Genomic DNA, 11,933 nt, shown 5'->3' with positions numbered 1-11,933 from the left:
GTCAGGACTGCGAGTCGACGAGGAGCGGCAGCCGGCGCCGCTCGGGGACGCGGGAGATCAGGCCGAGTTCCTCGGACAGTTCGGTGGCGAAGCAGCCGTCCTTGTACGTACCGGAGAGCCGCTTGGCGGTGAATGCCTCGATTTCGTCGTGGTCGAACTCGACGTCGTACGAGGCGTTCTCGCCCGCCTCGCCGGTGGTGACCGTGCGGACCAGGATCCCCAGGTGCGGCTCGAAGGTGTTGACGCAGCCGACGACGTCGCCGATCTTCTCGCGGCGGCCTTCAGGGCCGTCGGAGAGGACTTCCTCCTGCGCGGGGATGGCGGCGAACAGCTGGCGGCCGGCCCGGCACCAGCCGACGTGGCCCGGGAAGCCCATGGCCTTGATGCCGAAGGTGCCGAAGTCCTCGCTGACGCCGAGCTGGAAGCCGAGCGGGATCGTCTCGTGGACCCACTTGAAGTCGAGGTACGCCTGCTCGATCTCCTCGCGGGACAGGCGCAGTTCGGGGTGGCGGCCGCCGTGGTCGGTGAAGTTGTTGAACCGGACGGTGGCCACGCCCAGCTTGTTGAAGTAGTGGGCGTAGCGCTCCAGGGAGGTGCGGCCGTGGTTGTGGCGGCCGATGGTGACGCCGATGTTGACGCGGAGGGCGTCCGCGGGGTCGACGCCCTTGTTGTACTCGGCGATGCGGCGCAGCACTTCCTCGGTGTCCTCGCCGGAGAAGACGCCCTTGATGGGGTACGTCTTGTGGTCGATGACGTTGAGGTCCTCGTCGATCACGCCGTGGTAGGTGATGGAGATGGTGCCGTAGCCGTTCTTGACAGCCAGGTCGAGGAGCTCGGTCCAGTTGTCGGCGAGCAACGGGCGGCCGCTGGTCCAGGCGTCGCCCCTCTCCATCGTCTCGGTGGGCTTGTGGTCGGACTCCTGCCGGAACTCCCGGTTGTTGGCGGGCCCGTAGATCCGCATGAACTCGCCGTCGTAGGCGAAGCTGTCCACGTAGCGGGGGTAGACGTGGTAGCCGTGCGACTGGAGGCCCTCCAGGATGCGGGGGCCTTCCTCCATGGTGAAGGACTTGTCGTAGACCTTCTCGTAGTTGACGAACCAGCAGTGGGTGCACTTCTGGCCGCAGGTGTTCTTTCCGACCTTGGTGTCGAGGTCGAGGTAGATGTGGATGTCCTCAGGCTTGATGTCCTTGAAGGGCATCGAGAATGGGGCATCACCATGGAAATCATAGGAAATAGGAGCGTTCTGGATGGACATGTATCCCCCGAGCGGTGACGTGGTCAATGAACAAATGAGGGGTGTGAGGGGTGTGCGGGGTGTGCGGGGTGTGCGGGGTGGGCGGATCGGCGGTCTGAACGGTGTTCGCGTCAAAGGGTCGGATCGGGAGCGGTGGTGACCACCGGGTGGCCGATCAGTTCCGCGACGGCCGCCGCACAAGCGTTGGTGTCTGCTGCGGTCAGGACGGCCATGCCGAGCCGGTCCGAGGAGGAGCGCAGGGGGTGGACCTGGTCTCCGGGGAGGACGGAGAGGTCCCAGGCGTGGACATGCCCGTGGGCGAGGGTGGGCGGCGGCCCGACGGCCGTCACCCGCCCGGGCGAGGCGGTAAGGAAGACGGTGGCGGCTGCGGCCGCTGTGGCGGGGCCGCGGCCGACCGCCGCGCCGACCGCCCAGCCGAGGGCGGCGCGCCGCCATTCGACCCCGGTGGTGAGACGGACCAGGTCCGCGATGCCGTCGCCGCCGAGCCGGGTGTGGGTCTCGATCACGACGACCTTGTCGCCGTCGACCATGACCTCGGTGTGGCTGGGGCCGTCGGTGAGGCCGATGGCGTCGAGCAGCTCGCCGACCGCCCGGGCGACCAGCTCCTGACGGCGCGGGTCCAGGGAGGGCGGCGGCATCATGTGGCTGACCTCGATGAAGCCGTCCGTGGTGCCCTTCTCGGCGATGGGTTCGATTCCCGTCATCCGCTCTTATACGAAGGCCCAGGTCACAGACCTGGGCCTTCGTCATTGTCCAGACCTCTCCAGCAGGGCCGTGCCCTCCGCATGCCCCAACTCCCGCGAACACGGCCGATCGTCATGCCGGAAGTGCCAGTTGGTGGCGCTCCGCCAAACGTCGAACCGTCGACCCGGATGCGGTTAGCCGGCCCGTCACGACGCGATCACTCGGCCGCCCGGAGCCCGAGCTCGTCGAGCAGGTCACGGACGCGCTGCTCGATCTGGTCGCGGATGGGCCGGACCGCCGCGACACCCTGTCCAGCGGGGTCTTCGAGAGTCCAGTCAAGGTAGCGCTTGCCAGGGAAGTAGGGGCAGGCGTCGCCGCAGCCCATGGTGATCACGATGTCGGACGCTTGGACGGCCCCGGCAGTCAGCACCTTGGGCGTTTCAGCGGAGATGTCGATCCCGACCTCCTTCATGGCTTCGACCACGGCGGGGTTGACGGCGTCGGCCGGGGCGGAGCCGGCTGAGCGGACCTCGACGCGGTCTTGGCCGAGGTGGGTGAGGAAGGCGGCACCCATCTGCGAGCGGCCGGCGTTGTGGACGCAGACGAACAGAACCGACGGGCGTATGGGGGACGGATTCACGGCAGGAGGCTCCAGAGGTTCAGCGGGAGGCGGGGACGGCGGCGGGAGCTGCGGATCGTTCCGTGGTCTGCCGGGCGAGCGGGCCGAAGACGAGGGTCAGCATGCCGAGGCCGGCGGCGGCGCCGAGCAGCTGGGCGGCGATGAAAGCGGGGACCGAGGCGGGGGCGATTCCGGCGAAGGACTCGGTGAAGGCCCGGCCGATGGTGACCGCCGGGTTCGCGAAGGAGGTGGAGGAGGTGAACCAGTACGCCGCACCGATGTACGCGGCCACCACCGCAGGCGCCAGGTTCGCCCGGCCGGCCCGGTTCAGGCCGAACGCCACCAGCAGCAACCCTGCCGTGGCGACGATCTCGCCCAGCCACAGGTGGGGCGCCGAGCGGTCGTGGGTGGAGAAGGCCAGCACCTGCCGGCCGAACACTGCGTCGGCCAGGATTGCGCCGGTGATCGCGCCGCCGATCTGGGCGGGTATGTATGCGCCCACGTCCCGCAGGGAAGGTCCGTCGCCTGAGCGGCGGCCGGTGAACCACGCGGCGAGGGTGACTGCGGGGTTGAGGTGGGCGCCGGAGACCGGGCCGAGCACCGCGATCAGCACGCCGAGCCCGAACACCGTCGCCAGGCAGTTGGCGAGCAACTGGATGCCGACGTCCTTCGACAGCTCGGTGGCCTGGATGCCGGAGCCCACTACGACCGCCACCAGCAGAGCGGTGCCGACCGCCTCGGCCGCCACACGGCGTCTCAGCGGCACCAGCTGGCCACTCATGCGTTCACCCCGGCGGGCTGCGGAGCCTTCAGCACGGTGGCGAGCCGGTCCAGTGCTGCGGGCAAGACCCAGTAGTAGACCCAGGTTCCGCGACGTTCGCAGTCGACCAGGCCGGCCTGCCGCAGCAGCTTGAGGTGGTGGGAGATCGTCGGCTGGGACAGCTCGAAGGCCGGGGTCAGCTCGCACACGCAGACCTCACCCCCCTCCCGCGAGGCGATCATCGACAGCAGCCGCAGCCGGACCGGGTCGCCCAGGGCCTTGAACACCCTCGCCAGGTCGGCGGCCTGGTCCTCGTCCAGCGGCGCGGCCGCGAGCTGGCCGCAGCAACCGTCGGCGTCCTGGTCGAGCACCACGAGCTCTTGTTTCGACATGCTTCTATGTTGACGTTCTTCGAACCAAGGCGCAAGGTTGAATCGAAGAACATCGAAGCAGCATGTCCTGCCCCAGGCCGGCAGGACATTCGTCCGTTGGGAGTCGTCGTCATGAGCGAGCAGTCCACCGACCTGCGCGAGACCGTCCGCCGCCGCTACGCCGCAGCAGCCGTCCAGGTCACCGAGGGCGGCACCGCCTGCTGTGGGCCGCAGGCCGTCGAGGTCGACGAGAACTTCGGCTCCACCCTCTACGCCGCCGACGAGCGCGGGACCCTGCCCGCCGAGGCCGTCGCCGCCTCCCTGGGCTGCGGCAACCCCGCAGCCGTCGCCGACTTGAACGAAGGAGAACGGGTCCTGGACCTGGGCTCCGGCGGGGGCATCGACGTCCTCCTCTCCGCCCGCCGCGTCGGCCCCACCGGCAAGGCGTACGGCCTGGACATGACCGAGGAGATGCTCACCCTGGCCCTCGCCAACGCCGCCAAGGCCGGAGCGGTAAACGTCGAGTTCCTCAAGGGCACCATCGAGGCCATCCCGCTGCCCGCGAACACCATCGACGTCGTCATCTCCAACTGCGTGATCAACCTGTCCACCGACAAGCCCGCGGTCTTCGCCGAGACCTACCGGGTCCTCAAGGCCGGCGGACGGATCGGCGTCTCCGACGTCGTCGCCGAGGACGCCCTCACTCCCGAGCAGCGGGCCGAGCGCGGGGACTACGTCGGCTGCATCGCCGGCGCTCTCTCCTTCACCGAGTACCGCCACGGGCTCGCGGCGGCCGGGTTCACGGACATCGAGATCACTGCGACCCACTCGGTCGCCGACGGCATGCACTCGGCCATCGTCCGGGCCGTCAAGCCCGCCGTCGCCGTCTCCACACCCTCACCGGAATGCTGCGGGGTCAACGCCTGCTGCACTCCGACCGAGGAAGCCGCCACCACGGACACGACCGTCAGCGAGGCCAAAGCCGCCGCTGGGTGCGGCTGCGCGGGCTGAGTCCGCAGACGATCGGCACCGAGGTCCGGCCCAGGCCCGCCGAGCTCCGTTCAGAAGGCGCTCAGGGCGTCGTGGGTGTTGGTGCGGTACAGGCCGACCTTCGGGCTGGCGACGCTGCCCGGCTTGGCCAGCTGGAGGCTGACGCCGTCCGCGTTCGGCATGTGCTCCTTGTCGGCCAGGACGTTGATCTCGTCGGCCACGGGGCCGTTGCCACCCGACGGGTTGAGGTCCACGGCCGCGTACGCGGTGGCGCCGGGGTGCACCGGGTACGCCGGGGCGCCGCCCAGTCCACCGGGGGCAGTGGCCTGGAGACCCAGCGCGCCGCCCTTGGCACTGAAGCCGACGGTGGGGAAGTAGTCCAGACCGCAGGAGGTGGAACCGTTGTTGGTCACGGCGATGACGCGGACGGTGGCCCGAGCGCCCGTCGGGGAAGTGACCTTGACGGTCAGGTTGTGCGCCGAGCAGGGGTGGGAGTAGGCGTAGGAGTCACCGGTGGTGCCCCCTGTGTTCTTGCCGCCCGAACCGGCCTTCGCCGGGGTGGCGTTGGCCGTGCCGGTTCCGGTGCCCTTGCCGGCGGAAGGGGCGGCGGAGGCACCCTCCCCGGACGGCGTCACGGTCCCGGTCGAGACCGGCTTGTCCGCGCTCGTGGCCGCGGCGGGGTTCGCGGTCGGCCCGCCTGCGCTGTCCGAGCCGCCGCAGGCGGTCAGGGCCAGGGCGAGGCCGACGGTGGCGGTGGCCAGGGCGGTGGTGCGGAGTCGGTAGGTGCGCATGGGTAACTCTCCGTATCGGTACGGTCGTCGGACGTAGGCTTCCGCTTGCCGCCTGACGAGACATTGGGTGGGGCTGCTGTTGCGGTGGGCTGCTGCCGCGGACGGCCGGGGGCGTGTCGGTGGGGCGGGTGGGGGCCCTCCCGTTGCGACCGCCGAATCCGATCGCCGATCCGACGGCGGACCGACGAGCTGATGGCGCAACTGTGGGGCCGGATTCGTTCCAGTGGCGTCTGGGCCGGGATAGTAGGAACCCTGGAACGCCCGCAGCCCCTCTCACCTGGGCGATCGGGTGAGCCTGGAACGTGCTTCCGGGATGAGGGGGAGGGTGGAATGGCCACGGAGACGGAGCGGTTCGCGGAGCTGATGCGCGGATTCAAAGAGCGCTCGGGGCGCAGCTACGGCATGCTCGCGAAGCGTCTGCACTCCAGCAACTCGACGCTGCACCGCTATTGCAGCGGCGTGGCGGTGCCCACGGATTACGCCCCGGTCGAGCGGTTCGCCCGGGTCTGCGGTGCCTCGGCCGACGAACTGCTCGCGCTGCACCGGCAGTGGCTGCTGGCGCTGGTGGAACGGCGGCGGGGGGTGACGGAGGGGCAGGCCTCGGGGCCGGGGGCGGCGAACTCCACGGCGCCGCGGGGCGGTGACGCCGTGCCGGAATCGCCACCCGCGTCGGTGACGGCCGGGGAGGCTTCGGAGGTGCGGCCGCAGGCGGAGACCGGCCCCGCACCGACCCCGGCGTCCGCGGCCGGGTCCGCCCCGGCGCCCGGACCTGCCGCTGCGGAGACACCTGCCCCGGCGCCCATCCCCGCTTCCGCGCCCGCTCCCGCGCCGGCACCGGCACCGGAGGCACCGGAGGCACCCGCACACGCTCCCGCCGCCCTTGTCCAGCCGGGCCCGGCCGGGGCCTCCGTACCCGGGGCCCGGCGTCCTCGGCTGTGGCTCGCCGTTGCGGCCGCCGTGGCCACCGCCGCGGTGGCCGGGACCGCCGCCGCCGTCTCCGCCATGGGAGATACGGGTCACGGGGACACGGGCCACGGCGCCGTCCAGCCGTCCTCGCGCGAGCGGGCGGCGGGCCCGGCCTCGCCGTCCGGCGGGTCGTCGTCACCCACGCCCCCAGCCGATTCCGCACCCCCGTCCAGCCAGGCACCGTCGTCGCCCCCGGCAACGTCCGCGTCCACTCCGCCGGCCACCGGCAAGGAGGGGGCCTCCCCCACCGCCCCGTTCACGGTCAACGTCCTGCCCGACAACTGGGACAGCCCCTGCGACCAGTGGTTCGCCCTGGACAAGGCACCCGGCACGGTCCCCCCGCCCCCGGCCGGGCAGGCGACCGGAGGGTGGGCCCGGGCCCTGGACGCCGTCCCGGCGGGGCACCTGCGCATGCAGCTGACCGTCCAGGGCACCGAGGGCAAGGCCGCGATCCTGCACGCGCTGTACGTCCATGTCGTGAGCGGCCGCAAGGCTCCCGGCTGGAACGCGTACACCATGGGCGCCGGTTGCGGCGGCGCACTGGTGCCGGCGTCCTTCGCCGTGGACCTGGACGACGCCTCCCCGAGGGCCAGGCCGGCACCCGGCAAGGAGGGCGAGCGGCCGACGGCCTCGACCGATTTCCCGTACAAGGTCTCCGCCACCGACCCCCAGGTGCTGAACATCGACGCCGCCACACTCGGTCAGGACGTCAGTTGGTACCTGGAGCTGGCCTGGAGCAGTGGCGACCGCCAGGGCACCACCCGCATCGACGACCACGGCCGCCCGTTCCGCACGGTCGCCCTGAACGCCGGCCACCGCTACTGGTACAACGCGAACAAGAACGCCTGGCTGCCGGACACGGAGTGAAAGGACCGACCGGCCTGGCAGCACGCGACCTCGGGGAAGGGGATTCCGTCCAGCTGGATGGGACCGCCAGTGCATCGCAGACGGCGGCCATCCCAACCAGGGCCTGTGGTGAAAGTGCTGGTCACAACCATTCGTTGTGGGCCCCGCCCAGCACACCGGATGGGGTCGCGGGCGATGGCGTGCCGCCCGCGTGTGAGTCAGCGACCTGGGGCTTTTGTGATGTTCGGAGGCCGGCTGGCGCAACGCTGCGCTCGGTGCGAATCAATATCTGTCCCGGCGGGCTGAGACTTTAGCGGGCAACGCGAGGAGGGTTTTCGCGGCGGTACCGGGAAGTAAATATTCGACCATCGAAATCGGCTGCGGCGTGCTACTGTCATCTCGGTTGCAGTTTTGGTACCCACAAACTTAAAGCGCCTCCAGCCGGCCTCCGTGCCGCATGGTGGGGCTTCATATTTCCGGTCAATATCCGGGCGGGGCATCATCGCGGCGACACGGTTTCCGCATAGTGCGGGAGCCGGTGTACTGCCCCCCAAGGAGATATGACATGACTGCTGGCACCGTGAAGTGGTTCAACGCGGCAAAGGGTTTCGGCTTCATCGAGCAGGAAGACGGCGGCCCCGACGTGTTCGCCCACTTCTCGAACATCGCCGCCCAGGGCTTCCGCGAGCTGCTGGAGGGCCAGAAGGTCACCTTCGACATCGCGGCGGGCCAGAAGGGCCCGACGGCGGAGAACATCGTTCCCGCCTGACGCTGAACCGCGTTTCGCAGCTGGGGCCCGCATCCCTTGGGGTGCGGGCCCCAGCTGCACACAGTTCCCGCGGTGCGTCTACCCGCGGGACCCCGCACGGGATGGCGCCGCCTTGGAGCCGCTCCCGAGCTTGTTTCTCCGTTTTCGCGTCCGTATGACGCCACCCTCATCGCAGCGACCGACCCCGCACGTATTTTCCGTGCCGGATCCGACTGCACATTCCATTCGGCCCGTTCTCGCAATTCCCCGTGCTGCTCTTCCGCTGTGGGAATTCCTTGATGCGTGCCGTATCAAGGAAGGTTTCGCATGAATCCCACGCGTAAGAACGAGCGCTCGTCCCGTACCCGCAGCCGTACCGGCGGCCCCGCTTTCGGTGCGGGCGCCGGTTCGGATCGGGGCGGCCGATTCGGTGCTCCGGCCCGGAATCGTTCCGCAGGTCCGATCCGCTCGGGCGGCTCAGGCCGTCGGCCCGCCGCCGTTCAGGGCGAGTTCGCGCCGCCGAAGACGATCACGCCCGCCCTGGCGGCCGTCGAGGCCTTCTCCGATCTCGACATGCCGGCCGAGCTGCTGGCCGCCCTCGGCGCGCAGGGCGTGAGCGTGCCCTTCCCGATCCAGGGCGCCACCCTGCCCAACACCCTTGCGGGCCGGGACGTCCTCGGCCGTGGCCGTACCGGCTCCGGCAAGACGCTCGCCTTCGGTCTGGCGCTGCTGGCCCGTACCGCCGGGCAGCGCGCCGAGCCCCGCCAGCCGCTCGCGCTGATCCTCGTACCCACCCGCGAACTGGCCCAGCAGGTGACCGACGCGCTCACCCCGTACGCCCGCTCGGTGAAGCTCCGCCTGGCCACCGTGGTCGGCGGCATGCCCATCGGCCGCCAGGCCAACGCCCTGCGCGGCGGCGCCGAGGTCGTGGTCGCCACCCCGGGCCGGCTGAAGGACCTCATCGACCGTGGCGACTGCCGGCTGAACCAGGTCGGGATCACCGTCCTCGACGAGGCGGACCAGATGGCCGACATGGGCTTCATGCCCCAGGTCACCGCGCTCCTCGACCAGGTACGCCCCGAGGGCCAGCGGATGCTGTTCTCCGCCACCCTCGACCGCAACGTCGACCTCCTGGTACGCCGCTACCTGACGGACCCGGTCGTGCACTCCGTCGATCCCTCGCAGGGCGCGGTGACCACGATGGAGCACCACGTCCTGCACGTCCACGGCGCCGACAAGCAGCGGACGACGACGGAGATCGCCGCCCGCGACGGCCGCGTGATCATGTTCCTCGACACCAAGCACGCCGTGGACCGCCTCACCCAGGACCTCCTCGACAGCGGCGTCCGGGCCGCGGCCCTGCACGGCGGGAAGTCCCAGCCGCAGCGGACCCGGACCCTGGCTCAGTTCAAGACCGGACACGTCACCGTGCTGGTCGCCACGAACGTGGCCGCGCGGGGCATCCACGTCGACAACCTGGACCTCGTCGTCAACGTCGACCCGCCGACCGACCCCAAGGACTACCTGCACCGCGGCGGCCGCACCGCCCGCGCCGGCGAGTCCGGCCGCGTCGTCACCCTGGTCACCCCCAACCAGCGCCGCGACATGACCCGCCTCATGCAGGCCGCCGGGATCGTCCCGCAGACCGCTCAGGTCCGCTCCGGCGAAGAGGCCCTGCACCGGATCACCGGCGCCCGGACCCCCTCGGGGATCCCCGTCACCATCACCGCGCCGGTCGTCGAACGCGCCAAGCGCGGTCCGGCCTCCCGCGGCAGGCGGGGATCCGTCTCGGCCGCACGGCGCGCGAGTGCGCGTCAGTCCGCCTTCGACGCGGCGGCCTGACCACCACGTGATCAGAAGACTGACCTATCTCTGCAGGGGGCACGTGGTGACGCTGGTTCGCATGCAGGCCCGTTCCGCCGGAGCCAACCCGGCTCCCCGGCCGGTGGACGACGCCATGGAGGCGGCAGGCCTTCAGGTCGGTGACGACATGACGGTCGAGGTGGCTCTGTCCGTCATGGCCAGTGCCCGCGCGGTCCGCCTGCCGGTCTTCGACGAGTACGGGCTGCTGACAGGGCTGGTCACCCGGGACCGGCTCTCCGCCATCCGCAACAGCAGCGCGTACACGGACCGCATCCGGCTGCGCGAGGCCCTCGGCGACCACGGGCCGTTCACCTCGCCCATGACCCCCCTGGCCCAGGCCGGGCAGGCGAGGGGCCGCCGGCTCGACGCCCCGCCCGTGGTCGACGGACAAGGCAGCGCCCCGGGCGTCCTCGCCCTCGCCCGCTGATCCGCCTTGTCGTCACTCCAGAATCGCCCCCTCTCCTTCCTGTGAGGCAACAATGCGCTGTGTCATCGCCCGCTTCCCGTTCGACCTGACCAAGAGCGGCGTCCTGGAATCGATGAAGGGCATCAAGCCCGAGGAAGTCGTCGGCGACTCCGTGATCATCGGCCGCCGCGTCTACCCCGTGAAGCAGGTCGGCCAGGTCATCACCCGCCAGGACCGCCGTGACTTCAGCGCTGGTGAAGTCCTCCGGGCCATGACCCAGCTCGGCTTCACCTGCCGCGGTGTGTCCCAGGCCCCCCGGGCCGCCGCGCCCGCGCGCGTCCTCAGTCCGCTTCAGCACGCATCCGCGATGCTCGGCACCTCGGTCGCCGTCTGACCGAGGGGCAGCGCGAGCCGCACCCGCACCGCACGCAGGGCCCGACCGGAGCACCGGTCGGGCCCTGTCGTGTACCCGGGGACTTCTCACCTGGCCGTCTGAGCGGCCAGGCCCGGCCCGCAGCGTCCCCACGTGTCCGCCCCTGTCGGCGGATGCCGATTACCTCCTCCCCGACCGCACGAAAATCTATGGTGGCTGGAGTAGACATTCCGCGACCGCCTGGTTATGGTTTCTCTCGTAGCCCAGAGAGACAGCAGGGCCTGGCAGAGACGAACTGCCGGCAGCAGTACTCGCAGTTGAAGTAGTTGCAGTTCAGCAGGGCGGTGCGGTCGTGGAGTGTCGAAGCCAAGGTTGTGCAGGACGGCGACGGGACTGACGACCGGACCGGGCGGCCCGCAGTGATCAGGGGCCGCCAAGAGCAGGACGCAGTGAACGCAGTGGCACAGTGAGCAGCACCTCGGTGAAGGCGTCGGCTGCGGGCGCACGCACCGGGAGGTTCGGCAGTGGGGTTCCAAGCCAGAGCAGACGCACGATGGGCGACGGGGCTGGCTGCCGGAGAGCGGCGCTGGGTAAGGCCGCAGAGCAGTACGTAGTACCAGTAGTAGGCAGTACCAGCAGTACGCAGTATCAGCAGTACGCAGTTCCCAGAAGGTAAGCAGTTGATCACCGAGGGAAGAACGGAGGAGCCGTCACTATCAGGATCGCCCGGTGAACAAAGGCGATCCCCGCGCTTCCGGCAGCATTTCGGCCGGGGCGGCGGAAACGCAGGGTCGGCGCAGTATCAGGGCCGACAGATGGTGTAGTAGTTCCTTCGGGGCCCTGGTGCCATAGGCACCAGGGCCCCTCCACGCGTTCCATGAAGAGGTGCAATGACAGCAGACGATTCGCTCGGCCGGCTTGATGACAACGACTACCCGGCCTACACGATGGGCCGGGCCGCAGAAATGCTCGGGACCACGCAGGGTTTTCTCCGGGCACTCGGCGAAGCCCGCCTCATCACCCCGCTGCGCTCGGCCGGTGGCCATCGGCGCTATTCCCGCTACCAGCTGCGCATCGCCGCCCGCGCCCGCGAGCTCGTCGACCAGGGCACCCCCATCGAGTCCGCCTGCCGCATCATCATCCTCGAAGACCAACTCGAAGAAGCCCAGCGCATCAACGCCGAATACCGCCGCGCCGCCGAATCGTCCGCGCCGCCGGCCTCGGCCTGAGGTGTGATGCACCCGTCCGGGCCAACAGGAAA

The 11,933-nt window shown here is 70.3% G+C and carries 13 protein-coding genes and 1 tRNA gene; 8 read left to right on the top strand and 6 right to left on the bottom strand.

Features of this window, described 5'->3' with window-relative positions:
* Position 1: 1 nt before the first annotated feature.
* Both ACZ6ZT_RS14105 and ACZ6ZT_RS14100 read right to left on the bottom strand, forming a co-directional pair.
* The gene (locus ACZ6ZT_RS14105; protein ID WP_469719264.1) at positions 2–1,198 is read right to left on the bottom strand and encodes a radical SAM protein; all 1,197 of its coding nucleotides are present in this window, start codon (positions 1,196–1,198) and stop codon (positions 2–4) included.
* Positions 1,199–1,365: 167 nt separating this feature from the next.
* Positions 1,366–1,896 carry a hypothetical protein gene (locus ACZ6ZT_RS14100; RefSeq protein ID WP_469719262.1) on the bottom strand — a complete coding sequence of 177 codons (531 nt, stop codon included), beginning with the start codon at positions 1,894–1,896 and terminating at the stop codon, positions 1,366–1,368.
* On the opposite strand from ACZ6ZT_RS14100, the gene ACZ6ZT_RS14095 reads away from it, so the two are divergent.
* Positions 1,869–1,964, top strand: a tRNA-OTHER gene (locus tag ACZ6ZT_RS14095). The genes ACZ6ZT_RS14100 and ACZ6ZT_RS14095 overlap by 28 nt on opposite strands.
* A gap of 192 nt (positions 1,965–2,156) precedes the next feature.
* On the opposite strand, the gene ACZ6ZT_RS14090 is transcribed toward ACZ6ZT_RS14095, so the two are convergent.
* The 3 genes from ACZ6ZT_RS14090 to ACZ6ZT_RS14080 all read right to left on the bottom strand — a co-directional run bounded on the left by ACZ6ZT_RS14090 (position 2,157) and on the right by ACZ6ZT_RS14080 (position 3,710).
* Positions 2,157–2,513, bottom strand: coding sequence for an arsenate reductase ArsC (locus tag ACZ6ZT_RS14090; protein WP_469719637.1), 357 nt, complete (start codon positions 2,511–2,513; stop codon positions 2,157–2,159).
* Between the two features lie 85 nt (positions 2,514–2,598).
* Complete coding sequence (locus tag ACZ6ZT_RS14085) at positions 2,599–3,339, bottom strand: aquaporin (protein WP_469719260.1); 741 nt, start codon at positions 3,337–3,339, stop codon at positions 2,599–2,601.
* A complete protein-coding gene (locus ACZ6ZT_RS14080; protein WP_469719258.1) occupies positions 3,336–3,710 on the bottom strand; it encodes an ArsR/SmtB family transcription factor in 375 nt (124 codons plus the stop codon). The genes ACZ6ZT_RS14085 and ACZ6ZT_RS14080 overlap by 4 nt, the downstream gene beginning before the upstream one ends.
* A 111-nt stretch (positions 3,711–3,821) precedes the next feature.
* Between ACZ6ZT_RS14080 and arsM the strand changes: the two genes are divergently transcribed.
* The gene (gene arsM / locus ACZ6ZT_RS14075) at positions 3,822–4,700 is read left to right on the top strand and encodes an arsenite methyltransferase (RefSeq protein ID WP_469719256.1); all 879 of its coding nucleotides are present in this window, start codon (positions 3,822–3,824) and stop codon (positions 4,698–4,700) included.
* A gap of 50 nt (positions 4,701–4,750) precedes the next feature.
* Here the strand turns inward: arsM and ACZ6ZT_RS14070 are convergent, their stop codons facing one another.
* Positions 4,751–5,470: a DUF4232 domain-containing protein gene (locus ACZ6ZT_RS14070; protein WP_469719254.1), complete on the bottom strand. Its 720-nt coding sequence runs from the start codon at positions 5,468–5,470 to the stop codon at positions 4,751–4,753.
* A gap of 330 nt (positions 5,471–5,800) precedes the next feature.
* Here ACZ6ZT_RS14070 and ACZ6ZT_RS14065 point away from each other — a divergent pair, with 330 nt between their 5' ends.
* From ACZ6ZT_RS14065 to ACZ6ZT_RS14040, 6 genes are all read left to right on the top strand, one after another.
* A complete protein-coding gene (locus ACZ6ZT_RS14065; protein ID WP_469719252.1) occupies positions 5,801–7,303 on the top strand; it encodes a helix-turn-helix domain-containing protein in 1,503 nt (500 codons plus the stop codon).
* Positions 7,304–7,847: 544 nt separating this feature from the next.
* The gene (locus ACZ6ZT_RS14060) at positions 7,848–8,051 is read left to right on the top strand and encodes a cold-shock protein (RefSeq protein ID WP_469719250.1); all 204 of its coding nucleotides are present in this window, start codon (positions 7,848–7,850) and stop codon (positions 8,049–8,051) included.
* Between the two features lie 306 nt (positions 8,052–8,357).
* Positions 8,358–9,872 (top strand): DEAD/DEAH box helicase, encoded by a 1,515-nt coding sequence (locus ACZ6ZT_RS14055; protein WP_469719248.1) that lies wholly within the window; start codon positions 8,358–8,360, stop codon positions 9,870–9,872.
* Positions 9,873–9,918: 46 nt separating this feature from the next.
* Entirely contained in the window at positions 9,919–10,320 is a 402-nt protein-coding gene (locus ACZ6ZT_RS14050; RefSeq protein WP_469719246.1) for a CBS domain-containing protein, read from the top strand.
* A 52-nt stretch (positions 10,321–10,372) separates the two neighbouring features.
* Entirely contained in the window at positions 10,373–10,693 is a 321-nt protein-coding gene (locus ACZ6ZT_RS14045; RefSeq protein ID WP_469719244.1) for an SCO5918 family protein, read from the top strand.
* 869 nt (positions 10,694–11,562) lie between these two features.
* On the top strand, positions 11,563–11,901 hold the full coding sequence (locus tag ACZ6ZT_RS14040; protein WP_469719242.1) for a MerR family transcriptional regulator: 339 nt from the start codon (positions 11,563–11,565) through the stop codon (positions 11,899–11,901).
* Positions 11,902–11,933: the final 32 nt, after the last annotated feature.

The organism is Streptomyces sp. NPDC102258 (assembly GCF_055584685.1).
This window is presented reverse-complemented; position numbering and strand designations above follow the sequence as displayed.